We start from the raw sequence: 25,187 nt of genomic DNA on the forward strand, positions 1-25,187 counted from the left end.
TTCGGCACCTTTTTTTTAAGATAAATCGAGTCAAATCCTATGGATTACGGAAAAGAATTTAAAAAATACGCTACCCAACATCATGGTATCAACAGTATGTACTATGACAAGATCATGAGTACCATGTATCCCATGAACATGACCCCGAACATTATCGAGGAAAGGCAACTGAATGCCGTTGCCATGGATGTTTTCTCCAGATTGATGATGGACAGAATTATTTTTATGGGAACCGGGATCAACGATCAGGTAGCCAATATTGTACAGGCACAGTTACTTTTCTTGGAAAGTGCCGATGCCTCCAAAGACATTCAAATATACATTAACTCCCCAGGGGGAAGTGTATATGCCGGATTGGGCATTTACGACACCATGCAATTTATAAAGCCTGATGTAGCGACCATTTGTACGGGTATAGCTGCATCCATGGCAGCCGTATTACTGTGTGCTGGACACGAAGGTAAACGAAGTGGGTTACCTCATTCAAGAGTAATGATCCATCAACCACTTTCTGGAGCGCAGGGTCAGGCCAGTGATATTGAAATTGCAGCCCAAGAAGTGCTCAAGATCAAAGACGAACTTTATCAAATAATTTCCAAGCATACGGGGCAAACTTTCGACAAAGTCTACGAAGACAGTGATCGTGATTTTTGGATGAGGGCGCCAGAAGCCAAAGAATATGGTATGATTGACGAAATATTGATCAGAGAAAAGTAAGGATTACCACAATTGATTAAAAAACAACCACTTAACACAGAACAAATCCATTTTTTTTACGTTATTGTTGGTTGAAGATTAAAATTTTATGGCAAAGGAAAATTTGGAATGTTCTTTTTGTGGAAGGAAAAAACCGGAAACCAATTTATTGATCGCCGGTCTGGATGCGCACATTTGTGATAGATGTATAGAACAAGCCCATAGCATTGTAGCAGAGGAGTCCAAACAAACAAAAAATCAGGACCTATCTTCAGAATTGGTTTTGAAAAAACCTATGGAAATCCACGATTTCCTCGACACTTTTGTGATTGGACAGGAAAGAACCAAAAAAGTAATGTCCGTTGCAGTATACAACCACTATAAAAGATTGTTGCAGCCCAAGGGCAAGGATGATGATATAGAAATCCAGAAGAGCAACATTGTTATGGTGGGGCAAACCGGTACAGGTAAAACACTTATTGCCAAGACCATTGCCAAAATGCTCAATGTACCCTTGGCCATTGTGGATGCTACCGTTTTAACAGAAGCCGGTTACGTAGGTGAAGATGTGGAAAGCATTCTGACACGTTTGCTTCAAGCTGCGGATTACAATTTGGAAAAAGCAGAGCGAGGTATAGTTTTTATTGATGAAATCGACAAGATTGCCCGTAAAAGTGACAATCCTTCCATTACTCGCGATGTTTCGGGAGAGGGTGTTCAGCAAGGATTATTGAAACTTTTGGAAGGGACAACGGTAAACGTTCCACCTAAAGGTGGACGCAAACACCCAGACCAGAAGTTCATCGAGGTAAATACCGAGAACATTTTATTTGTAGCGGGAGGCGCTTTTGATGGTATTGAACGTATCATTACCAAACGCTTGAATATGCAAGCTGTTGGGTATAGTGCTTCCAAGGCGGAAGAAAACCTGGACCAAGAAAATATTCTTCAGTACATTATACCAAAAGATCTAAAGGAATTTGGGCTTATTCCAGAAATTATCGGGAGACTCCCTGTGCTTACCCACATGAATCCTTTGGATGCAAAAACGCTCCGTGCCATTTTAACCGAACCCAAGAATGCCATCATAAAACAATATGAAAAACTGTTTGCCATGGATGACATTAAGTTTACCATTACCGATCAGGCATTGGATTATATTGTTGAAAAAGCGGTAGAGTATAAACTTGGGGCACGTGGTTTACGCTCGTTGTGCGAAGCCGTATTTACCGATGCCATGTTCTCATTACCAAGTAGTGATGAAACAGAGTTCAAGGTAACCAAAGACTACGCAGAGAAAAAACTCTCCTACGAAACGGTCAAAAAGTTAAAAGCAGTTTCTTAAATCACCTTTTTGGTGATGTTTTCCAGTAGTTCTAAACTTATTTCCGAGATAATTTTTTCGTCGGAGTATAACGTATGTCCAAAATTGGGGACAATTTTAAGATTGGCTCCTACACGTTGGGCCCATTTTAAACTGGGTTTTGATTTATCGCACTCGCCATAAATCAATTGTATGTCCGAAACTGCTGTTTCTTCCTCCGTATCTATCCCCGTAGCAGAAATTGCAGTTATGGATTTGGCCGGCAATCCCTTTAAAGATGCCTTGTAAGCAACCGTTGCACCAGCTCCGAATGCCAAATAATGGGCTTTTTGTGTTTCTTTTTTAATTAGGTTCGAAACAGCTCTGTCAATGCCTTTTTTTTGAAAGGCCTTATCAATGTTTTCTTCCGAAGAGATGGTAACATCCACATTCCCCAATTGCTGACAATCGTGGAATACGATATCATAATATTGCTGTAAATAGCCAAAATATGAGGCTATCCAAAGTCCCTTTTTAGCTCCCCACTTATCTGAAATAACAACAAGTTTCTCTGCCATGATTTTTTAATGGTTTGGTGTTTATTAAAATTTGATAGGGGGAATTTCATCAATAAACGTTGCAAATCCATTTTTATTTGTTCAAAAGAAACGTTTTTACGACGAACGGGATCCATTTACGAAAACGTTTTCGTAAACTTTCGATGAACATCAATTTTTTAGGATATACTGCTTTATCAAACATTCATTTGGAGTAGTTCCTCAATGCAATCACGCTCATTGGACAGTCTTGGTATTTTGTGCTGTCCACCTAATTTGTTCTTGGATTTTAGCCAGTTATGAAACAAATTTTCTCGGGCTATGTGCACTTTTGGCATTTTTAAAGTAATGTTATTGTAGCGCTTTGCTTCGTAATCGGAATTCAAGGATTTAAGCGCATTGTCCAACATTTCAGTGAAGTATGCAATATCATCAGGTGGTTTCCTAAACTCAATGATCCATTCGTGTGCTCCCTTTTCCTTTCCGGTCATAAAAATAGGAGCTGCTGTGTAATCCATGATCTCCGCCTCGGTTTTTAGGCATACTTGCTTAAGGGCTTCTTCCGCATTTTCAATAATCAATTCTTCACCAAACACATTAATATGATGCTTGGTCCGTCCAGTAATTTTAATACGATATGGATTTTTGGATGTGAATCGGATGGTATCGCCGATTTTGTATCGCCATAGGCCGGCATTCGTGGTAATGACCATGGCATAGTTTGTCCCTAACTGGACTTCCCAAAGAGGAATTGCGTGGTCGCCTTCCCCATTTACATCAATCGGGATAAATTCATAAAAAATACCATAGTCCAACATAAGCAATAGCTCATCGGAATTATTTTGGTCTTGGATTCCAAAAAATCCTTCAGAGGCATTATACGTTTCGTAGTAGTTGAACTTTTTACGGGGCAACAGTTTTTTGTACTGATTTTTATATGGCGTAAAACTGACTCCTCCATGGAAATACACCTCCAGATTCTCCCAAACCTCAAACAAATGGTTCTTTCCTGTTTTCTCCAAAACCTGGTTGAGCAAAACCAACATCCATGATGGAACACCGGCCAAACTTGTAACGTTCTCACGTATACTTTCCTCAATAATGGCCTCCAATTTGGATTCCCATTCGGTCATTAGCGACACCTTATTGCTGGGCGTACTGCTATATTCAGCCCATAAGGGCATATTATCGATCAATATAGCGGAGAGATCGCCAAAAAAGGTTCCATTGTCTTCATAGAGTTCCTTGCTTCCGCCCAATCTAAGACTTTTACCTGTGAACAATTGGGAATTCTCATTGTTGTTCAAGTACAAACACAACAAATCCTTACTGGATTTATAATGGCAATCCTCCAATGCCTCGGTACTTACGGGAATAAATTTGCTCTTTGCATTGGTGGTACCGCTACTCTTGGCAAACCACTTTATGGAAGTTGGCCAAAACAAGTTCTGCTCTCCCCTACGCGTTCGCTCGATCAGCGGGGCAATATCCTCATAGGTTACAATGGGCACCCTGTTCCGGAATTCATCATACTTTGGAAGGTCCTGAAATCCGTACTGTTTCCCGATCATGGTATCTTTGGAAAAGTCCACAAGCTGGCGCAATACCTCATCCTGCACATCCAAAGGATACTTTAAAAAAAGCTCTATTTGATGGTAGCGCTTTCTTAATAACCAAGAAGCAATGGAGTTGAATAATGGTATTGGCATTTTAGGTATCTTTAACCAAAGAAATTTAGGTTGGCGTAACTGCTAAAATAGCTTTTCTAACACTCATTTTCAAATAAGATAAATACATTCATTTTAATATGTTATACGAAGGAGTCCTGAGAAAGATGCGAACGGAAATAGGAAACCCCATTCAATATTTTTTGGTTTTCGAGAACGATTTTATCAATATGAACCAAGGGCTGGACAAGGAGCTTCAGATAGATTTCATAAAATACCAATGTTTGAACTGCGGAGAGGATAAACCCATATACCGACAAGGGTTTTGTAAATCCTGTTTTTTTGAAACGCCCCGGGCCGGCGACTGGATCATGAAACCTGAACTGAGCACTGCCCATTTGGGCAAAGAGGACCGCGACCTTGAGTTTGAAAAAAAGATGCAGCTACAACCACACATTGTATATTTGGCGAATTCCAGCAATATAAAAGTGGGTGTTACCCGTAAAGCGCAAATACCTACACGTTGGATAGACCAAGGAGCGCATGAAGCCATCGAAATAGTGGAAGTGCCCAACCGTTATTTAGCAGGTATTACCGAAGTAGCCTTAAAAGAACACGTAAGCGATAAGACCAGTTGGCAAAAAATGCTTAAAAATGATCTGGAGGATGTGGATCTAGTGGAATGGCGAAACAGGTTGAAATCAAGCATTCCTGACGAGGCCATAGATTATTATTTGAATGATAAGGAAGAAACCCATTTGGAATTTCCCGTATTGCGCTATCCTGATAAGGTAAAGAGCCTCAATTTGGACAAAACGCCAAGTTACAAAGGTGTACTTAAGGGTATTAAAGGGCAGTATCTTATTTTTGAGGACAACACCGTATTTAATGTAAGAGGAAGTGAAGGATATTATGTAGGGATAAATTTTAGCTGAGTTCTGAGATTCCCGCATATTAACCCTTTAACCTGGACAAACACAGTGCATGAGCAAAAAAATCAAACTTACCGAAGCGATTTCCATTGGAATTGGCGGCATGGTGGGTGGCGGTATTTTTGCCGTATTAGGGTTGGCTGTGACTCTCTCCAAAGGTGGAACACCCTTAGCCTTTCTTTTTGCGGGCATATTGGCCCTGATCACCTCTTATAGCTACGTAAAGCTTTCAAAAAAATATGCCGACAGGGGCGGAACGGTAAAATTCATCAACCAAGGGTTTGGAAGAACTGTATTTAGTGGTGGTATAAATAATTTGCTTTGGGTCAGTTATATCATTATGCTGTCGCTGTATGCTTCAGCCTTTGGCTCCTATGCGCCAAACTTGGCCCCAATAACCGGTAACGAACTGGATTTTCATATCTATGCAAGCGCCATCATTGTACTGGCTTCCATTATCAATTATTATAGCATCAAGGTAGTGGGCATGATAGAGTCCTATGCGGTAATTATTAAATTGGTTATACTGATTTCCTTTATCGGTGTCGGTTTGTACGGTTTGATGGGCAACCCCAACCTGGAACAATTATCCCCCGAAAACTGGGAAGCTCCCTTGCAGCTATTGACCGGAGGCATGGTGATTTTTGTGGCCTATGAAGGTTTTGAACTCATTGCCAATTCAGCTCCGGACATCGAAAATCCACAGAAAAATATTCCCCGAGCATACTATATTTCCATCATTTTCGTGGTGCTTTTGTACATCATTATAGCAGTGGTCACTGTGGGGTCACTTCCTTTTGATACCATCAAAACTGCGGAAGATTATGTTTTGGCGGAAGCTGCCAAACCCATGTTAGGGCAAACTGGCTTTACCATTATCACCATTGCCGCCCTCATTTCTACTTTCTCTGCCATTAACGCTTCCATTTATGGCGGAAGCCGGGTAAGTTATGAAATTGCAGAGGAAGATGAACTTCCGCACCAATTCACCTACCAATTATGGAACCAACCCATTGGGCTGCTTATAACAGCGATGCTAACACTTGCCCTGACCAACACATTGGAACTGGAAAGTATATCAACAGCGGGGAGTGTTGGTTTCCTATTGGTCTTTGCTATGGTCAACTATGTTGGCTTTAAGCTTTCAAAGGAGACTAAAGGCTTTAAATCCATTCCCATCGCCGGCTTTGTACTATGCCTGATTGCTATGATAGTATTACTACAGCAACAGTTTTCATCAAACAGAATGGGTGTTATGGTTGCCATTGCCATTATCGGAAGCTGTTTTTTTATGGAGTACATCTATAAGAAGATGAAAAAGAACGAGGGGTGATCTTCTCCGATTTTTTTTGCGACGACAACTCAATAAAAAAGCTTATTTTCAGTGAGTTATCTGTTTTTACGACCACCAAACCTCTAAAACCAGCCTTACATGAAAAATTTTCCGAATGCTTTCGTCATACTTCTTGGGGTTATAGCTGTTTCTTGGATGCTCACATATTTAATCCCTCAAGGCTCCTACGAAAGATTACTCGATGAAGAAACTGGCCTTACAAGGGTGGTCAAGGATTCTTACCAACAAATAGATACTGAGAGTCCTTCATTTCTGGACCTACTTGTTTCCATTCCCCAAGGAATTTCCGGGAGAGCGGACCTGATCATTCTAATACTTTTGATCGGAGGTTGTTTTTACCTGATTGAAAAAACAGAAGCCTTTAACCAAGGATTGGTGAAATTAGTTTCTTCTTTAAAGGGAAAGGAAAGTCTGGCACTACTACTTCTGGCGGTACTTTTTTTATCTGGGGGAGCCACCATTGGTCTTCAAGAAGAAGTGGTCGCCATGACCCCTGTTCTTCTATTATTCGGCAAGAGTTTGGGATACAATGGCCTTACCATGCTATTTGCCAGTTATGGCTCAACGGTGGTTGGGAGTTCCTTTAGCGCTTCCAATCCCTTTGGAGTTCTCTTGGCACAGAAAGAGGCTGCACTCCCCTTACTTTCCGGTAGTTCCTTGCGACTTATTGTGCTATTGATAGCTTCGATAGCTTGGATACTTTATCTTCTTTATTATGCCAAGAACAATAGGATAGAAAAAGTGAAAATGCCTTCACAAGGCACCTCATTAAGCCAAAGCAGCAAAATAATCCTACTGCTCCTAGGCGTAACTTTTTCCATTGTAATTTTTGGAATTATTCAGTTTGGATGGGGCTTTAGTGAAATGTCCGGTTGCTTTTTTGTTCTGGGTATTGTATGCGGACTGGTCGCAAAAATGGGCTGGAACAAAACTGGCGAAACCTATATTGCAGGGATGAAAGAAATGGTGTTTGCCAGCATCGTAATCGGTTTGGCCAATAGCATTTCGATTTTGTTGACCAAAGGTATGGTAATGGACAGCATTGTTTATGGCCTCTTTGGTCCACTACAAAATTTCCCCCCAGCGGTATCCGGAGTACTTATGATGGTTTCACACACCCTACTGCATTTTCCTGTACCCAGCTATTCCGGACAGGCAGTTTTGACGCTTCCCATATTGGTCCCTTTATCCGATTTAATCGGATTATCCCGTCAAATCTGTGTATTGGCCTATCAATATGGAGCTATAATGGCAGATATGATCGTTCCCACCAATGGGGCATTAATGGCTGTAATTGCCCTGGCAAAAATTCCCTATAACAAATGGTTCAAATTTGCGCTAAAACCAACCTTGCTCATGCTGTTGATTGGGGCATTCACCATTATATTTGCCATAGCCACCGGCTATAACTAGTATTTTTTAGGTTGAACCATATCCGAATAACCGACCATGCTCAAGTTTTTTAGAAAAGTCAGAAAAGATTTGATTGCCGATAAAAAAGTCAGCAATTACATTTTATACGCTATAGGGGAAATTGTATTGGTAGTCATCGGCATCCTGATTGCCTTGGCCATCGACAATGCCAATGATCAAAGCATCAAAAGGGAAAAAGAACAGATTTATCTTATGGGCCTCAGGGATGAGTTCAGAACCAGTAAAATCAAATTGAAAGAACTCATTACATTCAACAAGCAAAGCTATGAGGATTCCAAAAAAATTGTGGCCTACATGGAAAACCCGGATGCTTTACCCAATGAACAGGAACTTGCCAACTTATTGTACAATGCTTTTGCCTTTGACATTTCTTTCAATCCGAACAACTCCTTATTGGAAGAAATGATCAATTCAGGAAGTTTGAAGGATATTTCCAATCCCCGATTACGGATTTTGTTGACCAATTGGATCTCGAATATAGAAGACATTTCCAAACAGGAAACCATGTTGGACAAAGAAAGGAATAAGATTATTGATATGTTTCGCACAGAAAAAAACAGCATTAAAACCATCTACGACCTAACAGGGGTTTCCAAGGAACTAGGACTTCCAGTGAGTTCGGAAAGCGCAGGCAATCGCGACATTTTATTATCAAAAGAATTTGAGAACAATATGCTCATGTTCATCTTGACCAGCATAAAAACAGAAACAGCGCATTATAATCCCTTAATGCAAAGCGTGGAAGAAATTCTGAAAACCATTGATGGGGAAATCAAGGAATAAAAAAGGGCGATTTTAAAATCGCCCTTACTTTTTTAGTTTACGGTATCTTTTTTCTTCTTCCCGAGCAGTCCGCCCAATATGGATTTAGCTGCATTTTCAACCTCATCCTTTTCTGTTTTGCTCGTATCCGTTGTTACGGTGTCCTTCTTTCCTCCCAGTATATTGCCGATGGCTTCCTTTACCCCGCTCGATTTGGTCTTGGTGGTATCGGTCTCATCCTTTTTAAAGACATCCGATAAAAGATCTTTGGCTTTATCCTTGCCTTGGTTCACCAATTTGTTCTTTTGCATTTCCACCAATTTGGAAGTCAAGGTCTTCACACTTGATGTTAGGTCGGTACTAACGGAAGGATTTGTAAAACTCCCCCCAATATTGGCCGTCACCGGAACGGTTACTTCTCCCAAGCTTTGGTCGTTCATTTGGGCAATCAATTTGTTTACTTCCGCACCCAAATATTTGGCCGGAACATCCAAGGTTGCCTTGTATTGCATTTGTTTGTCGAAAGTATGGCTACCATCCACATTAATATTGATATCCTTGTACTTTAAAGTGAAGGGTTTCACCTTTACCGTTCCATTATCAAAAGTCAATGCCGTTTTGAGCCCGTCCAAATTAATTTGCTTGGTGTCCAAAAAGTTCAGTTTACTGTCCAAAGAAGAAACCAATGGTGCTTTTTGAGCATCTAATTTTGGGGACAATAGTTCCGCTAACAAGTTCCCGGATATAGTGGCCAGGTTGGGCGTAAAATCATCTTTAAGGTTACCTGCAATCTTAATATCGGAATTTAGTTTACCCTGTAACGCACTGGCCAAAGGCGTTAATACCTTGAACAATTCCAAACCTGCAAAGGATTCACCTATATTAAAATTGTTCATCCCAAGATTAAGGTCGAATGTGGAATTCTCTTGCTTGGTGGATACGGCTCCCGATAATCCCAAGGTACCCCCGAACAAGTCCGAGGTGAGATTTTTTACAGTAGCCGTTTCATCTTTAATGATCAAGGTTCCCTTTACGTTTTTTAGGTTAAGGTTATCATATACGACCGTATTGGCAGTAGCTTCCACAGTGCAATCCAAAAACGAAGGGATTTTTATGCGCTCCTCCCCTTGTGTGGTGGAACCTGTTTCTTCTTCAGTTGTTTTGGATGCTTCTTCGGTTTCCTCGACCATAAAATCATTCAATGCAAATTGATTCGAGTTCAATGTGAAATTCCCTTCAATATTTTCGTCATTGAACATAAAGCCCAGCAGATTGGTGAGCGTACCCTTGGCATCAAAATCAGTGCTTCCCGTTTTCCCTTTGAAGGAATCCAGGGTTACGGTGTTCGGGTTAAATGTAACGGCTGCCGCGTTGATGGCCACAGGATTTTTAAGCTCTTCCGAAGCATACTCGAAACCGGAAACGGATGCCTTTCCGCTGGTCTTGGTATTCTGATATTGCTTTTTCTCCAAGGAAGCCATATCAAAGGCCGTGGTTACGTCGGCATTCAAAATCCCTTTAAGATTATAGTCGTCCGGCACAGGATAGGCTTTTGAAATATTTGCCAAGTTGATCCTGCCGTCCATATGGGCGTTTACCTTGGTGTTGCCCATCAATTCCCTGATCTTGGCATTCAGGTTGAACTTATCCTCATCGATAAGAAAAGAGAGCCTGTTGATGTTGACGTAGGTGTCTTCTGTAATGCCCGTTTCGTTATTGATTTCCGTATCGATATACACATTACGCACCGATTTGGGCAAATCAGGATATTTGAAGGATGCATTTTCAGAGTTGATGGCGATTTTGAAGGTTGGGATATGTTCGTCATCGACCACGCCCTTGAACTCCCCTTTCACTTCAAAATTTCCGGTTGTTTCCACGTTCTCTATGTTGGAGGCGTAGGCTTCGGGAATCACGGCCAAAAAGTTTTTAAAATCGGAAGATGGTGTTTTAAATGTAATGTCCACTTCCTGATTGTCCTCGTTTACTTTTACAAAACCATCAAATACCAACGGCAATTGGTTAACAAGGGCTTTGTTTTCCAAAAAGGTGTATTTATTCTCGCTCAAATCAATGCCAATTAGAGCATCCAAATTGATTTTGTTCTTGTTCAAGTATTGGGTACTGTCCATCTCAAAAGATACTAGAGCATCGGTCAGTGTTTTTAATTCCGATTTCTCCAAAGACAGGTCACCCGTTCCAGAATGATTCATCTCGGATATGTCCAAAAGCATCCCGCTGCCCAAATCTTCGTAAATAATTGTTGAATTGGTAATGGCATACGAATCCATGTTCAAGGTGAAGTTTTCACTGGATTCTTCAGATGGTGTTGAAGTTGATGCTTCACTTTCCTTTGCAATATCGTAATTGGCATTCCCCTCTGCGTCCGCCTTTATGTGCAGCTTAGCACCATCAATGTTCAAGGTTTTGATGACAATCGGCTCATCCGCGGATTTGAACAATTCCTTAATGGCCAATGACAACTCTATGGTTGAAGAGACGAACAATGTATCTCCTTCAAAAGGGGACTTGTTGACCAACGAAAGCTTGGTCAGTTCCACGTTTGCATTTGGAAAACTTCTGAGAAGACTAAGGTCTGCTTCTTCAAAATCGAAAGTGGCATTGATGCTATTGTTCACTTTGGTCTTGATGATATCTTCAATTTTACCTTGAAGAAATAGAGGGACGGCAATTATAATTGCTAGTAGGATAAGTAGGGTTATTCCGGTAATTTTCAGGACTTTTTTCTTCATACTTGTATGTTTTACAACAAATTAAAGAAGAAGTTGTTAATCCAAAGAAATTTCTTCCTCTATTTTTAAGTTAAATCTTTTTCGCATTAGATATACGAAGAAGTAGAGCAAAGGGGTGTCAAGAAGCGCTATCATTATCTTAAAAATCACACCGCTGATCAATAATCCGTAGAATTTGTCCCAAGGCAGCACTCCAAAAATACATAAGAGTCCCACCACCGTAAAAGTATCTATAAACTGTGACGAAAAAGTCGAAAAATTATTCCTGAGCCATAGCATCCTTCCCTTGGTCATCCTTTTCCAAAAGTGATAAATCGTGATATCGATATACTGGGCTCCCAAATAAGCCAACATGGAGGCCAAAACTCCCAAAGGTGACAAACCAAACACGGTTGTGAAGGTAGCGTCATCTACAGGTGATGTGGGGATAGCACTGGAATAGTTGGCGATCAAAATGATGCCCATCGAGAAAAATGAGGCGAAAATCCCAGCGGTAACGACCTGATTGGCTTTTTTCTGGCCATAGATTTCAGAGACCAAATCAGTAATCAAAAAAGTTATGGGATAAGGCAGAATACCCACAGAAAGTTCAAAAAGAGGGGCTCCAAATACAGTAACATCCCCAAAAGGGTTCCAAGAGAAAAACTTTTGAAAGATGAGATTGGACACCACCAAAGAGGTAATGAACAATGCCCCGAGATACAGATATATGGAAAATGCTAACTTCTTGTCCTTTTGCGTCATATGTGTCTTAAAAGTCCCTAGCAAGGAACTATTATGGCGATCTATTTAATAGTTAAACTAAAGGGCATTTTGGCCTGGACCCCCTCTTGTTTGGTAAATTGTTTGAACTCCTTTAAAACCTCATAGGCCTCGGTTCCTATCTCCTCTTGGATAATGGATTTCCCAATTTTGGCCTTAATCGACCCAAAGTCTTCCATAAACCGTTCAAAATCGGATTTGTACTTGGGATATTTTCTAATCCCATAATCTTCCACTCCGGCCATTTCTGCTGCCGCTGCAATGGCATCATCCAAGGTGCCCAATTCGTCCACCAGACCAAGTGCTTGGGCATCGACCCCGCTCCAAACCCTACCTTGGGCCACTTCATTAACACGTTCGACCGACATGTTCCGGCCTTGGGCCACTCGATCCAAAAAGGTTTCGTAGGTTTCCTCGATACTCTCCTGCATTACGCTTCGGAAGGAATCGGTCATGGGTTCAAAAAATGAATAATCCACCGAGTTTTGGTTGGTACCCACCTGTTCGGCATTTATGCCAATATCAGCTGCCAATTGGTTCACGTTCGGAATAGTTCCAAAAACCCCTATGGAACCAGTTATGGTAGTAGGCTCTGCGAAAATCCTATCGCCCCCTACCCCAATATAATAACCGCCTGAGGCCGCCACATTACCAAAAGAAACCACCAAGGGCTTTTCTTCTTTGGCCAATTGCATTTCCCTCCAAATAATATCAGAGACCAAAGCACTGCCCCCCGGAGAATTCACCCGAAGTACAATGGCTTTTACACGCTCATTGTCCAAAGCTTTGTGCAATGCATCCACAATAAGGCCTTGTCCTATATAATTTTTTCCACCTTCACCGCCCAAAATTTCTCCTTGGGCATAAATGACAGCGATTTTATCGGAGCCTTTATGGATTTTTCTTTTGTTGGCCTTTTGCACATAGTCCATAAATCCAACATAATTCAATTCGTCATCTTCGCCCAACCCGATTTTTTCCTTGAGCAAGTTCTCATATTGATCAAAATATAAGGTACCATCCAATAGACCTGAAGCAACCGCATACGCTGGAGTTCTTCCCCCAAGGGTATCTGCAATTATGTTCAAGTTCTGGGGCGTAATGTTTCTGGATTCGGAAATATCATCCACGATAACGCTCCAGATAGAAGAAATCAATTCCTTTATTTGGGTCCGGTTCTCCTCGCTCATGGTATCGGAAAGAAAGGGCTCAACAGCACTTTTGTACTTCCCATGGCGAATGACCTCCATTTTTATCCCGGATTTTTCCTGAAGCTCTTTATAAAAAAGCACTTCCGTAGCCAATCCCTTAAAATCCAAAACGCCAACAGGGTTAACATACACCTCGTCTGCTGCACTGGCCAAATAATAATCCCTTTGTGCATAGACATCGGCGTGGGCCAAGACAAATTTGCCTGTAGATTTAAAATCCAACAAAGCTTTTCGTATCTCGCGTGTCTGTGCAACTCCCGCCTGTAAAAACCCCGTTGTAAGACTAATACCTTCAATATTATCATCGTTCTTTGCTACTTCAATAGCGTGCAAAATTTCATCCAGACCGAGTTCAACACCCCCAAAGGCAGCAAAAGGGTCAGTTTCATCTTTTCCTGTGTAATCCAGAATAGGTGCGACAAAACTAAGTTCCAACACAGAGTTCTTCTTAACCACAACACCATCATCTGCACTACCAATTAGGGCCATAAATATGAAGAACATGCCTACGACTATCATAAATGCCACTAGGCTCCCCAAAATTGAGGCAAGTAGGTTTCTTAAAAACTTCATTCAATAAAATTTATTACACTTCAAATATAACCAATGTAGTATTGTTTTGTTTACTTTGTTTCTTCGATTATGGTCACAAAACAAAAGGTATATCTTTCTTTGGGCAGCAATTTGGGAAATCGTCTTGCGAACCTCCAAAAAGCCATTTTTCGTTTACAGGAAAAAGCAGGAAAAATCTTGGATATTTCCTCGGTGTACGAAACCCCCGCCCTAGGTTTTGAAGGAGATCAGTTCCTAAATATCGTTGTTTCTGTTTTAACTCCACTTGCCCCGTTGGAATTACTCGGAACCATTTTACAGATTGAACGGGATTTAGGTAGAATCCGTTCTGTAGATGGCGGGTACACATCCCGTACCCTGGACATTGATATCATTTATTATGGCAATGAAATTATCAATAATGATGATTTGGTAATTCCTCACCCAAACATGCAACACAGAAAGTTTGTTTTAAAGCCACTGAGCGATATTGCCCCTCAATTTTACCATCCTGTACTGCATAAGGACACCCGTAACCTTTTACAGGAATGCAGGGACAAAAGCCACCTTACCAAAACAAAGCACAAACTGTTCAAGGATAGGTCCGGGCTATTCTCCCAGTTACAATTGATTGCCATAGAAGGGAATATTGGTGCAGGAAAAACCACCCTATCCAAAATGATCGCCAGTGATTTTAATGCCAAATTGGTATTGGAACGTTTTGCGGACAACCCCTTTCTACCCAAATTCTATGAGGACCAGGCACGCTATGCATTTCCTTTGGAAATGTCCTTTTTGGCCGATAGGTATCAGCAATTTATGGACGATACCTCACAGTTTGACCTTTTCAAGAATTTTATGGTAAGTGATTATGACATTTTTAAATCACTGGTATTTGCCAAGGTAACGCTGCAGAAAGAAGAGTACAATCTATACCGAAAGGTCTTTAGCTTTATGTACAAAGAGGTGAAAAAGCCCGAGATTTACCTGTATCTCTATCAAAATACCGAACGGTTATTGGCCAATATAAAAAAAAGGGGACGTGATTATGAGCAGAACATCGACCCTGTTTACTTGGAAAAAATCAATCGGGGCTATTTGGATTTCATCAAGAGCAACCCCAATCAAAACAGTATAATCCTGGATATGGGCGAACTCGATTTTGTAAATAATCCGGCCGATTACGAATTCATTTTAGAAAAGCTCGAAGACAATATACTTTCATCAAACATTTAAGAGAATTTTTGGAAAATGTTTGGATATAACGAATGGTTTTATTTTATTAGCAGCCTCAATTCGAGAAACTAACTAACTCAGACTTTATATATGGCCCTGTTTTTTCAGGGCCTTTTTATTTTTCAGCGTTTTGTTTCGACCAAACATCCCACACTACTATCCCCGTACTTACTGAAATATTCAAGGAATGCTTGGTGCCGAATTGGGGAATCTCCAAAACAGTATCACTGGCAGTGACCACCTCTTGCGATACCCCTTTTACCTCGTTACCAAAAACCAAAGCAATGGTTGTTTCCGAATTAATTTGGAAATCATTCAACATCACTGCGTTTTCTGCCTGTTCAACAGATACGATTTGAATACCCTTTTCTTTTAATTCCTCTACCAATTCCAAAGTATCCTTGCGGTATTCCCAATCCACACTTTCGGTGGCACCCAAAGCTGTTTTACGGATATCTTTATGAGGAGGAGTGGCCGTAATGCCACAGAGGTAAATTTTCTGAATCAAAAAAGCATCAGCGGTCCGGAACACGGAGCCAATATTGTTCAAACTGCGAACATTGTCCAAAATAATGATGATCGGTGATTTTTTGGCCTCCTTAAAACCGGTTACATCCAATCGGTCCAGCTCGCTATTTTCAAGTTTTCGACTCATTTTTTAAACATTGGGGTGAAAATATCAACAAAAATTTTTGATGGTCGATGAAAACAATATATTCGTTTTCATCCCAATTTTGGGCAAAAGTAACAGAATTAAATCGCTTTGGCAGCCAAGAAAAAGAATAAGAAAGTCACCCCGTTGATGCAACAGTACAATGCCATTAAGGTAAAACATCCTGATGCCTTGTTGCTGTTCCGCGTTGGGGACTTTTACGAGACCTTTGGAGAGGATGCGGTGAAGGCCGCCAAAATATTGGGCATCATCCTTACCCATAGGAACAATGGAGGCGACAAAACCGAATTGGCAGGGTTTCCGCACCATTCTTTGAACACCTATTTGCCCAAATTGGTAAAGGCCGGGCAACGGGTGGCCATTTGCGATCAGCTGGAAGACCCCAAACAGACGAAAAGCATTGTAAAACGGGGCGTAACAGAATTGGTGACACCGGGCGTTGCCCTAAACGATGATATACTTACTGCCAAGAGCAATAATTTTTTGTGTGCCGTACATTTTGGACGTAACAAATTGGGGATTTCCTTTTTGGATATTTCCACAGGGGAATATTTGACCTCGGAAGGCTCAGTGGAACAGTTGGACAAACTGCTACAGAATTTTTCACCGAACGAAGTCTTGGTGTCCAAAAACCATAAAAAGGATTTTGTGGAGTGCTTCGGCAACCAGTTCCACAGTTTCTTTTTGGAGGATTGGATTTTTCAGGAGGATTATGCCCATGAGAGTTTAAACCATCATTTTGGGACCACCACCCTAAAAGGATTTGGAATAGATCATCTCAACCACGGAATCATTGCTTCGGGAGCCGTACTGCACTATCTCTCCGAAACACAGCATAGCCGATTACAGCACATCAATAAAATTAAGCGTATTGCCGAGGAGGAATATGTGTGGATGGACCGTTTTACCATCAGAAATCTAGAGCTTTACCATTCCTCGCACCAAAATGCGGTCACCCTGTTGGACATCATTGACAAGACCATTTCCCCAATGGGCGGACGATTGCTGAAAAGGTGGTTGGCACTTCCCTTAAAAAATGTGGAAAAAATTCATCAACGACATCAGGTGGTGTCTTATTTAAAAGATGAAGATGAGCAACTGAACAAGATTCAGGGGCACATCAAACAAATGGGCGACCTGGAACGGTTGATCTCCAAGTTGGCCACCGGGAAAATCAATCCCAAAGAAGTGGTTCAACTTAAAAATTCATTGGAAGCTATTGTTCCCATCAAACAACTGGCACATAACAGCACCAACGATTCCTTACAGGATATTGGGGAGCGCTTGAACGATTGTGATGCACTCCGCTCAAAAATAAAAGAAGTCCTTAAGGAGGAGGCTCCTGTCAACATTGCCAAAGGCAACACCATTGCAGAGGGCTATTCCGAAGAATTGGACGAATTGCGCGGACTCGCTTTTTCCAGCAAGGACTATCTGGACAAAATGCTGGAAAGGGAAACCAAAGAAACTGGGATCACGTCCTTAAAAATTGCTTCGAACAATGTATTTGGTTATTACATTGAGGTAAGGAACACCCATAAGGACAAGGTTCCTGAAAGCTGGATACGCAAACAGACCTTGGTCAACGCAGAGCGATACATTACAGAAGAATTAAAGGAATACGAATCCAAGATTTTGGGTGCCGAAGAACGGATTTACCAACTGGAACAACAGCTTTTCGAACAATTGCTCGTCTGGATGCAGGAATATATTGCCCCCGTACAGCTCAATGCATACCTCATCGCCCAATTGGACTGCCTTTCTGGGTTTGCACAATTGGCCAAGGAGAACAACTATGTTGCACCAGAGGTGAATGATTCCACCACGATCGACATTAAGGAAGGTAGACATCCCGTTATTGAAAAGCAATTGCCCATTGGCGATGCCTATGTGACCAATGATGTACTCTTAAACCGAGAGGAACAACAAATCATTATGATTACGGGGCCCAATATGAGCGGTAAGTCAGCCTTATTACGACAAACCGCACTTATTGTGTTAATGGCTCAAATGGGAAGTTTTGTTCCTGCGGAAGAGGCCAGTTTAGGTGTAGTCGACAAAATATTCACAAGGGTCGGGGCGAGTGACAACATTTCCATGGGTGAGTCGACCTTTATGGTGGAAATGAACGAGACAGCCTCTATTTTGAACAATCTTTCAGAGCGCAGTTTGGTGCTATTGGATGAAATTGGCCGTGGAACCAGTACCTATGATGGGATTTCGATTGCCTGGGCCATATCGGAATATCTGCACGAACATCCTGCCAAGGCAAAAACATTGTTCGCAACGCACTACCACGAACTCAATGATATGACCAATACATTTTCCCGTATCAAAAACTACAACGTTTCGGTAAAAGAGTTGGAGGACAATGTGCTTTTCTTGCGAAAATTGGTGCCTGGAGGTAGCGAACACAGTTTTGGAATACACGTGGCGAAAATGGCAGGAATGCCCCAACAGGTGATTCAAAAAGCAAACAAAATCCTTAAAAAACTTGAAAAATCACATGCCAGTGAGGAGGTAAGCGACAAGCTACAGGCCACCCAGAATGAAATGCAGTTAAGTTTTTTCAATTTGGACGATCCTTTATTGGAAGAAATCAAGGAGGAAATTTTACACTTGGACATTGATACTCTGACTCCTGTGGAGGCGTTGATGAAATTAAACGAGATCAAGCGATTGCTTGGAAAAAAGAAAAAGGCTTCTTCCTAAAAAAATTCTTTTATTTTAATAGAAATGTTATAAATTTGCATCCGCGCTTGGGAAAAGTGTAGCGTTCTTTAATATGCGAAAATAGCTCAGCTGGTAGAGCATCACCTTGCCAAGGTGGAGGTCGCGGGTTCGAATCCCGTTTTTCGCTCGACTTTGACTCCGCTCAGACACCACGGGTGGAGTTTTTTTTTTACATACAAGTCCTGCTCGAGTGGTGGAATTGGTAGACACGCCGGACTTAAAATCCTGTGGGCATTATTGCCCGTGCGGGTTCAAGTCCCGCCTCGAGTACAGAAAAACCCTGTAGACAAATTGTTTACAGGGTTTTTTGTTTTAATAAATTCAGTTATCAGTTTCCCCTTTACCATGAAAGCAATAATGATTTAATTATTACAGATATTCGTAAAGTCTCATTTTTAAATTTTATACTTTTCACGTATAAAATCAACCCCATGCTAAAGAGGTTAACCTTAGCAATACTATTACTGATATACCATTGTGTTGCATTCTCCCAAAACAGTGAAATCAGTTTAATATCATGGAATATCAAAGATTTTGGGCGAACCAAGAACACTGAAGAACTCAACGAAATAGCGGAAATTGTAAGAGATGCCGATATTCTAGCCATTCAAGAAGTGGTGGCTGGGTACGGAGGTGCCCAAGCCGTTGCTAAACTATCTGACATATTGAATAGAAAAGGTGCCAAATGGGACTATGTAATAAGCAATCCGACAAATAGCCCAAAATATGTCACTGAGCGATATGCTATCATTTGGAAGACAAAACACATAAAAATCAAAAATCGTGGCTGGTTGATTTCCGAGTTGGATTCATTAATTGACAGGGAACCCTTTTTATTGGACTTTTATACCCAGGGAAGAAACTTCACTTTAATAAACTTTCATTCCAGACCCTATAATAAAGACCCTGAAAGTGAAATTAAAGCGCTGTCCAATTTTACTATTGACTCCCTGAACACTGTTCCCTTAATTGTTGCCGGTGATTTTAATGTTGATGAAAAAATGCCCGTTTTCAATCGATTAAAAAACTCCGGATATAAATCTGCTATCACCAATCAAAAGACAACATTAAAATGGGAGTGTGATAAAAATGAATACCTCAATTATCCGATTGACAACGTTTTTTATTCAAGGGACATTCAAAAAATAAAAGGTGATGTAATTGATTTTGTAAGGTTCTGCGAAAATTTGGAAAAGGCTCGCAAATTATCCGATCATTTGCCTATAGTCTTGACATTCAAAATTAAATAAGGTTTGGTATTAGATAGCTAATTTATCTAAGTATAAAATCCTGAATGATTTTATCCATATGGGTTGGCAAGTCTGCTTGCTTTATCTCGTATTTCTTCACTTTCATTTCATCAAACCATTTACTCCAATAAAAATTTAACACATCCTGTTCATAAGGATTTCCCTTGACTGGATTCAACCCCAGAACTAATATTTCAAGATTGGACAAATCATCATTTGCGACAATAAAGCCAAAATCCTTTTCTTTAATTATGTTCTGCCAATCTGAATTTTTCAAACCATTTGACTTTATACTTTGCGGAATAATATAACTGGAACGATTTTCCTCAATCATCTTAGCATCTTTGTGATAAAGATATCCATCAGTCAAAATGACTAGTATATTGCGATAACTATCATCAATGCAATAATCTTCAACTTTATTTTTGAAAAACCCCCACACATTAGACCCAACATAGTTATTATCATTTATAGCAGATTCATAAATCAGTTTTGAAATCGATCCATAGTTCTTTGACAAATTTATAATTGATTCCTTTGTAACATTGTCTCTGGTAAAATGAACTTTTAACTCACTGATTTTTTGGTTTAAAGATTGATCGGACGGCTCTGGGTCAATAAAAACTTGAATTTTATCATCAATCAGAAGGACTTTCTTATTAAGTATATGCGTTTCCATACTTTTTGCCACCGATTCCAGATAACCAATGTCTCGCATATAAAACTCCATAGCAGGAGATGGGTATTTTTCAGGGTTGATCCTATCTGATAAATCAATCAACACACTAATATTCATTTTCTGCCCAGGAACATAAATTTTTTGACTAATTGATGAAATTTCAGGAGTCTCTATTTCCCCCGACTGAATCTTCGGGTCATCTTTACATGCCCCAACAAAGGTCAAAATAATAAGCAGGTGAATTATTCTAATTAATTTCATAGGTTAATTTGTGAGTTTATACAATCTACCTTCATACTCTTCATCAGCTATATCGTGTTCATCTAAATGTCTTTTTTCTTCATCGCGACATTTAGCCAATAATTCGTCCCTTCTTTTTAGGGAATCAAAATTATCAGCTATAGCTAAAAACCATCCCTTTACATACTCTGCATGGTATGTTAGGTAGTGCTTATTGGAAAAAATAAAACCATCTATGGTCCTTTGCAGGTCAGTGATTTTACCCTCAATCCCGGATATCTCCTCTTTAATAGGATTAACCTTTTCAATAATCTTTACAATTTCCTGCTGAGCGTTTTCAATAGCTTCTCTTTTAGACCTTATGAAGATTTTAATTTTATCAAAATTATCATACTCTTTCATGATAAAATCAAAAACTAATCCCCAAATGATATAGACTACAAAACCTGCAAAAATTATTCCCCAAAACTCTGGTGAAGTAAAGGCCACTTGTAAATCAAATGGCGGTGAATTCAAAGTTTTATCAAACTCATAAATCTTTTTCTCTATTTGATAAGCCAAGATTGAATCAAATATGAATGTTACCACAAATAGGGTACCTATTTTTAAAAAAGACAACCAATTTTTATGCTTTTGAAACATATGTATTAAATACCCCAGTCCCATAAAAGCGAATGGAATAGTTGCAACAAATACACCTTCTAGCCAACCATCTGATATAGCTTTTGATAAAGCATTAGCATCGAATATAGCTGCAGAGAGGGTTTCATTGGGATTAAAGGTTTTGAAAAAAGCAGAATATGAAGCTGATATGTAGAAGACCAGCAAATAAAAAGTAATCGGAATTAAGACGACCAGACCAAGATAAAACTGCGCCTTTGGTTTCTTGTCTACATCTTCGACATACTTTTCAGGATTATGCCTTACATCCGCAATTTCAGATTTGAAAGTTTTGATTTTTTCCTCCAACTTCAAGATGGATTCTTCTAAGATTCCTTTTGCTGTCTTTCGCTTTTTCAGTTCAATTTCGTTTTTACTCCTTTCTTGAATATATGGCTCCTTTAAAGATTTTTGAAGTCTTTCATCTTCCCTACATTTTCCTTTATAATCCATATAGACATCCTGAAGACATGCTTTAAAGACCATATGATTGCCTTCTGCTTGTTTGGATGACCCATAACCACTTTCAAAAAAGGTCAGTTTTATTTTTTTGAAATCATCTTCCTTTGGTTGAACAACCTCCGGTTTAGTATTTTTTTTAACCGAGAATATTTTTTTAAGAGGGCTCATATCAATCTTTCATTAAGTTTAACAAATGACTTTTAGATACATTTTCCCTTGCGTTCTCTAATAGAAATTCACTTATATCATCAATGTTCTCTTCAAGAAATTCAAACTTCAAACAATATTTTTTCAATGTATTAATCTCATCTTCTGTAGCAATACCATCTGCCCATATCATTAGAGCCAAATCGTATAGATATTCGATTTTATCCTCCAAATTATGAGGTATTGTTGAATCTTGAGATGGGTTCAATAATACTTCGTTTAATTGTTCTTGATTCACCCCTCTCTCTTCTGCAAACCTATAAAGCATTTGGAGTTCAAGTACATCAAAATTATCATCAGTGAAAGCCATTTGGTAGAGTCTGAGAAAATGACTTTTTAATTCGGTGGAAATTTCAATTTTAGACATGGTCAGTTATTTATCTTATCCAAACGTAACCCCATTAGATAACAATACCTTACAGATTTCTGTAAAACAAGGGCCTTGGTAGCGAAGCATCCTTTTCAAGTATCTAAACAAAGTGATAATTCAATCCTCCCAACCACATAGTGTTCGACCGATGTCCCTTGCCTCGGATAATGTAACTTCATAAATTTTTGTGGAACAGTTGGACAACCCTCTACAATCTTTTTTATAATGATACCTTTTACTGCTTTTTCCTTTGCAGATATAGACTTTAGTCTCAATATTTCGAACAGAAATAAAACTACTGACAACTAAAAACAGTAATGGAAGAAAAAGAATTTTATTCATCCTCATAATAAGTTACTGTCTGTAATAAATCTTTCTCAAATTGATAGATGTCATCCACTGTTTCTATCAAGTGTCTTGTTTCTTGTTTCATCTCGTCAAAAACACCTAAATATTTGTTACCACCATTTAGATGTAGACGGCACAGAGGTTTTCGATTATTGTCATCCAATAAGATTCCAAAATAGGATTGTGTATCCCGGTGAACAATACGGTCAATGGAAAGTTTTCTACGTAAAATAGCCACTACAATTCGAAACCCATCAAGCTCTTCCTCGGTGGTATTGACCTTACTTACCTTCTCTGGTTCTTTGTCCTCTTCCTGTTGCTTTTCCGCTTCTTTGTTAAGAGCTGAGTTTAAACGATCGTTTACCTTTTCACTAATGGTTTGGATAAAGGCCTTGCTTACCAAATCGGTGAATTCCCCCATTACCTTTTCGGTAAGCCGGCCAGAATACACTTTACCCGCAAAAAGTCTTACAAAATCATAGGATGGAGCCTCGAGCTCTACTGTTATCAACTTTTTAATCTCCTTGGTATATTTTAATGAACTTGCATTATCAACAATCTCATCCACATCAAAATTGGATTTATGGAACTTTGTGATTTCATTGATAGCACTTTCCTTGAGCTGTGTAATATTAAATTCCAAAAAGGGCCTTTCGTCCATTTTATTTGTTGCCTCCAAATCGGTATAGAACTGGTATTCGATACCATTGGTCAATAATGCAAACCGGGTTTTGGAAGTATGGAAATAGCGAAATAATTGGGAGTTATGCGCTGATAATTTCTCTTTCCAGTTCTTACATTCGACAATGATGATCGGGTCCCCATTCTGAAAAATGGCATAATCCACCTTCTCCCCTTTTTTAAGCCCTATATCGGCCGTAAACTCAGGCACTACCTCTGTGGGGTTAAAGGTGTCGTACCCTAAAAGATTGATAAATGGTAGCACAAAAGCATGTTTTGTGGATTCTTCGGTATCAATCTGTTCTTTTAGTTTGCCTACCTTTTCAGCTAGGGCTTTAAGTTGATTTTGGAGTTCCATTTTTAATGGTTTAGCTCATCAAAGCTATCCGCTTTAAAAACCAATCCCTTACAGAAAACCGTAAGGGATGTGACTTTGTCCAAATAATTAAAAACAAGTAAGATTTTACGTCCTATGTTTATTTTGAACAGTAATGGTCAGTGTTAAAAGCATCTATTCTTTATTGCTGCTCTTCTAAAACAGCATTAACGGCATCTTGATCAAGTTTATTCCAATTCCCAGTAGCTGCGTCAATAACAACAGGAATTAGCCCCCCAAGGACATCAAGGACAATCCACCCTGCACCAACCTTTGTGTTCACCACACGGGTAATACTTTCATAACCTTCTTTTCTGTATTCGATGGTATAGGATTTATCTCCCTTTAAATTCAACTCCACTGGTGTTGTACCCATTTTAAACCCGTTAACATACACATCGGCACCACTAGGATCAGATCCAACTGCCAATGCATGTGTTTTTTTACCAAACAATGTGGCACAACTATTAAAACATAAAGATGCGACAACAAACAGTGAAATGGTTAGAATGGTTTTTCTCATATTTTGAATATTTAGTTTGTTCAAACATAGCTTCATCAAATAAAAATCCCTTACAGAAATCTATAAGGGATTTTCAATTAATATTACAATATGAGCACTTAAATCTTGTCTTCCCGAATCAATTTGGCAATTAAATGATTGGTATTCTTAGCTCCAAATTCATCGAACAATTTACTGACCCTTTTATCGATTGTACTTTCGCTATTTGGACTTATATTTTCTTTTCTAAGCTTCTCGGATATTTCCCTTTTGGTTAGACCATCGGCCAAATTCTGTAAAATCGTCAAATCAAATTCATCCAACTCGAAAACATTGTCCGTAACATTAAGACTAATGTCGGGAGACACATAAGTTCTGTTGTGGTACACCTCTTGCACGGCTTTTGCCAATTCCGTTAGCCCATTGCGTCCTTTGCAGACAAAAGCATTTATTCCTTCATCCTTGAACAAGGAATTTATCTTTGCCGGGTTGTCCTCCATGGAGTTTACAATTACCTTTAAATCTGGTTGTATACTTCTAGCGGCTTGGACTAGCTCCAGTCCAGAGGTAAGTCGTCTTGCCACATGGTCTTTTTTAAAAAAAAGATCCGTGATCAATAATTCATAAGGTTCGTTCTGCGACAGGGCAAATTTTAAACGGTTATAGGCTTTGTCACAGTAAAGTTCCTCTTGAATGTCTGGGATATTTAGTTTATCTCGAAGAGTATCCGAAATACCTTGATTGGTGTCCTGGAAATCTTCGGAAATCAATACTTTTTTGAACATAA

21 protein-coding genes and 2 tRNA genes are annotated in these 25,187 nt (G+C 39.7%); 11 read left to right on the forward strand and 12 right to left on the reverse strand.

Annotated elements, in window-relative coordinates; all coding sequences use genetic code 11:
- Positions 1-39 precede the first annotated feature (39 nt).
- The gene (clpP, locus tag J0654_RS15145; RefSeq protein WP_207029953.1) at positions 40-717 is read left to right on the forward strand and encodes an ATP-dependent Clp endopeptidase proteolytic subunit ClpP; all 678 of its coding nucleotides are present in this window, start codon (positions 40-42) and stop codon (positions 715-717) included.
- Between the two features lie 88 nt (positions 718-805).
- On the forward strand, positions 806-2,041 hold the full coding sequence (clpX, locus tag J0654_RS15150; protein WP_207029954.1) for an ATP-dependent Clp protease ATP-binding subunit ClpX: 1,236 nt from the start codon (positions 806-808) through the stop codon (positions 2,039-2,041).
- Here clpX and J0654_RS15155 read toward each other — a convergent pair.
- Both J0654_RS15155 and J0654_RS15160 read right to left on the reverse strand, forming a co-directional pair.
- Positions 2,038-2,577 carry a hypothetical protein gene (locus J0654_RS15155; RefSeq protein WP_237686016.1) on the reverse strand — a complete coding sequence of 180 codons (540 nt, stop codon included), beginning with the start codon at positions 2,575-2,577 and terminating at the stop codon, positions 2,038-2,040. The two genes, clpX and J0654_RS15155, sit on opposite strands and share 4 nt — an antisense overlap.
- Before the next feature lie 176 nt (positions 2,578-2,753).
- A complete protein-coding gene (locus J0654_RS15160; RefSeq protein WP_207029955.1) occupies positions 2,754-4,265 on the reverse strand; it encodes a GH3 auxin-responsive promoter family protein in 1,512 nt (503 codons plus the stop codon).
- Between the two features lie 98 nt (positions 4,266-4,363).
- Between J0654_RS15160 and J0654_RS15165 the strand changes: the two genes are divergently transcribed.
- The 4 genes from J0654_RS15165 to J0654_RS15180 all read left to right on the forward strand — a co-directional run bounded on the left by J0654_RS15165 (position 4,364) and on the right by J0654_RS15180 (position 8,726).
- Positions 4,364-5,158: a DUF2797 domain-containing protein gene (locus J0654_RS15165; protein WP_207029956.1), complete on the forward strand. Its 795-nt coding sequence runs from the start codon at positions 4,364-4,366 to the stop codon at positions 5,156-5,158.
- A gap of 49 nt (positions 5,159-5,207) precedes the next feature.
- The gene (locus J0654_RS15170; RefSeq protein WP_207029957.1) at positions 5,208-6,488 is read left to right on the forward strand and encodes an APC family permease; all 1,281 of its coding nucleotides are present in this window, start codon (positions 5,208-5,210) and stop codon (positions 6,486-6,488) included.
- Between the two features lie 99 nt (positions 6,489-6,587).
- On the forward strand, positions 6,588-7,922 hold the full coding sequence (locus J0654_RS15175; RefSeq protein ID WP_207029958.1) for a YfcC family protein: 1,335 nt from the start codon (positions 6,588-6,590) through the stop codon (positions 7,920-7,922).
- Between the two features lie 36 nt (positions 7,923-7,958).
- Complete coding sequence (locus J0654_RS15180) at positions 7,959-8,726, forward strand: DUF6090 family protein (protein WP_207029959.1); 768 nt, start codon at positions 7,959-7,961, stop codon at positions 8,724-8,726.
- Between the two features lie 32 nt (positions 8,727-8,758).
- On the opposite strand, the gene J0654_RS15185 is transcribed toward J0654_RS15180, so the two are convergent.
- The 3 genes from J0654_RS15185 to sppA are packed head-to-tail and all read right to left on the reverse strand — an operon-like array spanning position 8,759 to position 14,004.
- On the reverse strand, positions 8,759-11,458 hold the full coding sequence (locus J0654_RS15185; protein WP_207029960.1) for an AsmA family protein: 2,700 nt from the start codon (positions 11,456-11,458) through the stop codon (positions 8,759-8,761).
- 36 nt (positions 11,459-11,494) lie between these two features.
- Entirely contained in the window at positions 11,495-12,202 is a 708-nt protein-coding gene (locus J0654_RS15190; RefSeq protein WP_207029961.1) for a queuosine precursor transporter, read from the reverse strand.
- A 41-nt stretch (positions 12,203-12,243) separates the two neighbouring features.
- Positions 12,244-14,004 carry a signal peptide peptidase SppA gene (gene sppA / locus J0654_RS15195; protein ID WP_207029962.1) on the reverse strand — a complete coding sequence of 587 codons (1,761 nt, stop codon included), beginning with the start codon at positions 14,002-14,004 and terminating at the stop codon, positions 12,244-12,246.
- A 69-nt stretch (positions 14,005-14,073) separates the two neighbouring features.
- Here sppA and folK point away from each other — a divergent pair, with 69 nt between their 5' ends.
- Positions 14,074-15,219 carry a 2-amino-4-hydroxy-6-hydroxymethyldihydropteridine diphosphokinase gene (gene folK / locus J0654_RS15200; protein WP_207029963.1) on the forward strand — a complete coding sequence of 382 codons (1,146 nt, stop codon included), beginning with the start codon at positions 14,074-14,076 and terminating at the stop codon, positions 15,217-15,219.
- A gap of 115 nt (positions 15,220-15,334) precedes the next feature.
- Here folK and J0654_RS15205 read toward each other — a convergent pair whose 3' ends face one another.
- Entirely contained in the window at positions 15,335-15,874 is a 540-nt protein-coding gene (locus J0654_RS15205; protein ID WP_207029964.1) for an RNA methyltransferase, read from the reverse strand.
- A 147-nt stretch (positions 15,875-16,021) separates the two neighbouring features.
- Between J0654_RS15205 and mutS the strand changes: the two genes are divergently transcribed.
- From mutS to J0654_RS15225, 4 genes are all read left to right on the forward strand, one after another.
- A complete protein-coding gene (gene mutS / locus J0654_RS15210; RefSeq protein WP_207029999.1) occupies positions 16,022-18,604 on the forward strand; it encodes a DNA mismatch repair protein MutS in 2,583 nt (860 codons plus the stop codon).
- Positions 18,605-18,679: 75 nt separating this feature from the next.
- Positions 18,680-18,752, forward strand: a tRNA-Gly gene (locus tag J0654_RS15215).
- Between the two features lie 57 nt (positions 18,753-18,809).
- Positions 18,810-18,895: transfer RNA gene (locus tag J0654_RS15220), tRNA-Leu, on the forward strand.
- Between the two features lie 161 nt (positions 18,896-19,056).
- Positions 19,057-19,875 carry an endonuclease/exonuclease/phosphatase family protein gene (locus J0654_RS15225; RefSeq protein WP_207029965.1) on the forward strand — a complete coding sequence of 273 codons (819 nt, stop codon included), beginning with the start codon at positions 19,057-19,059 and terminating at the stop codon, positions 19,873-19,875.
- Positions 19,876-19,897: 22 nt separating this feature from the next.
- On the opposite strand, the gene J0654_RS15230 is transcribed toward J0654_RS15225, so the two are convergent.
- From J0654_RS15230 to J0654_RS15255, 6 genes are all read right to left on the reverse strand, one after another.
- The gene (locus J0654_RS15230) at positions 19,898-20,815 is read right to left on the reverse strand and encodes a hypothetical protein (RefSeq protein ID WP_207029966.1); all 918 of its coding nucleotides are present in this window, start codon (positions 20,813-20,815) and stop codon (positions 19,898-19,900) included.
- 3 nt (positions 20,816-20,818) lie between these two features.
- Positions 20,819-22,084 carry an ABC transporter permease gene (locus J0654_RS15235; protein WP_207029967.1) on the reverse strand — a complete coding sequence of 422 codons (1,266 nt, stop codon included), beginning with the start codon at positions 22,082-22,084 and terminating at the stop codon, positions 20,819-20,821.
- A gap of 1 nt (position 22,085) precedes the next feature.
- Positions 22,086-22,490: a hypothetical protein gene (locus J0654_RS15240; RefSeq protein ID WP_207029968.1), complete on the reverse strand. Its 405-nt coding sequence runs from the start codon at positions 22,488-22,490 to the stop codon at positions 22,086-22,088.
- 337 nt (positions 22,491-22,827) lie between these two features.
- The gene (locus tag J0654_RS15245; RefSeq protein ID WP_207029969.1) at positions 22,828-23,880 is read right to left on the reverse strand and encodes a type I restriction endonuclease; all 1,053 of its coding nucleotides are present in this window, start codon (positions 23,878-23,880) and stop codon (positions 22,828-22,830) included.
- A gap of 160 nt (positions 23,881-24,040) precedes the next feature.
- A complete protein-coding gene (locus tag J0654_RS15250; RefSeq protein WP_207029970.1) occupies positions 24,041-24,421 on the reverse strand; it encodes a PEGA domain-containing protein in 381 nt (126 codons plus the stop codon).
- A gap of 98 nt (positions 24,422-24,519) precedes the next feature.
- On the reverse strand, positions 24,520-25,185 hold the full coding sequence (locus J0654_RS15255) for a DNA-binding response regulator (protein ID WP_207029971.1): 666 nt from the start codon (positions 25,183-25,185) through the stop codon (positions 24,520-24,522).
- Positions 25,186-25,187 lie beyond the last annotated feature (2 nt).

The organism is Flagellimonas profundi, assembly GCF_017313275.1.
GTDB classification, from domain to species: Bacteria; Bacteroidota; Bacteroidia; order Flavobacteriales; family Flavobacteriaceae; genus Flagellimonas; species Flagellimonas profundi.

Coding starts and splice junctions, on each gene's coding strand:
- clpP (WP_207029953.1), top strand. CDS start 40: ATGGATTACGGAAAAGAATTTAAAAAATACGCTACCCAACATCATGGT.
- clpX (WP_207029954.1), top strand. CDS start 806: ATGGCAAAGGAAAATTTGGAATGTTCTTTTTGTGGAAGGAAAAAACCG.
- J0654_RS15155 (WP_237686016.1), bottom strand. CDS start 2,577: ATGGCAGAGAAACTTGTTGTTATTTCAGATAAGTGGGGAGCTAAAAAG.
- J0654_RS15160 (WP_207029955.1), bottom strand. CDS start 4,265: ATGCCAATACCATTATTCAACTCCATTGCTTCTTGGTTATTAAGAAAG.
- J0654_RS15165 (WP_207029956.1), top strand. CDS start 4,364: ATGTTATACGAAGGAGTCCTGAGAAAGATGCGAACGGAAATAGGAAAC.
- J0654_RS15170 (WP_207029957.1), top strand. CDS start 5,208: ATGAGCAAAAAAATCAAACTTACCGAAGCGATTTCCATTGGAATTGGC.
- J0654_RS15175 (WP_207029958.1), top strand. CDS start 6,588: ATGAAAAATTTTCCGAATGCTTTCGTCATACTTCTTGGGGTTATAGCT.
- J0654_RS15180 (WP_207029959.1), top strand. CDS start 7,959: ATGCTCAAGTTTTTTAGAAAAGTCAGAAAAGATTTGATTGCCGATAAA.
- J0654_RS15185 (WP_207029960.1), bottom strand. CDS start 11,458: ATGAAGAAAAAAGTCCTGAAAATTACCGGAATAACCCTACTTATCCTA.
- J0654_RS15190 (WP_207029961.1), bottom strand. CDS start 12,202: ATGACGCAAAAGGACAAGAAGTTAGCATTTTCCATATATCTGTATCTC.
- sppA (WP_207029962.1), bottom strand. CDS start 14,004: ATGAAGTTTTTAAGAAACCTACTTGCCTCAATTTTGGGGAGCCTAGTG.
- folK (WP_207029963.1), top strand. CDS start 14,074: ATGGTCACAAAACAAAAGGTATATCTTTCTTTGGGCAGCAATTTGGGA.
- J0654_RS15205 (WP_207029964.1), bottom strand. CDS start 15,874: ATGAGTCGAAAACTTGAAAATAGCGAGCTGGACCGATTGGATGTAACC.
- mutS (WP_207029999.1), top strand. CDS start 16,022: ATGCAACAGTACAATGCCATTAAGGTAAAACATCCTGATGCCTTGTTG.
- J0654_RS15225 (WP_207029965.1), top strand. CDS start 19,057: ATGCTAAAGAGGTTAACCTTAGCAATACTATTACTGATATACCATTGT.
- J0654_RS15230 (WP_207029966.1), bottom strand. CDS start 20,815: ATGAAATTAATTAGAATAATTCACCTGCTTATTATTTTGACCTTTGTT.
- J0654_RS15235 (WP_207029967.1), bottom strand. CDS start 22,084: ATGAGCCCTCTTAAAAAAATATTCTCGGTTAAAAAAAATACTAAACCG.
- J0654_RS15240 (WP_207029968.1), bottom strand. CDS start 22,490: ATGTCTAAAATTGAAATTTCCACCGAATTAAAAAGTCATTTTCTCAGA.
- J0654_RS15245 (WP_207029969.1), bottom strand. CDS start 23,880: ATGGAACTCCAAAATCAACTTAAAGCCCTAGCTGAAAAGGTAGGCAAA.
- J0654_RS15250 (WP_207029970.1), bottom strand. CDS start 24,421: ATGAGAAAAACCATTCTAACCATTTCACTGTTTGTTGTCGCATCTTTA.
- J0654_RS15255 (WP_207029971.1), bottom strand. CDS start 25,185: ATGTTCAAAAAAGTATTGATTTCCGAAGATTTCCAGGACACCAATCAA.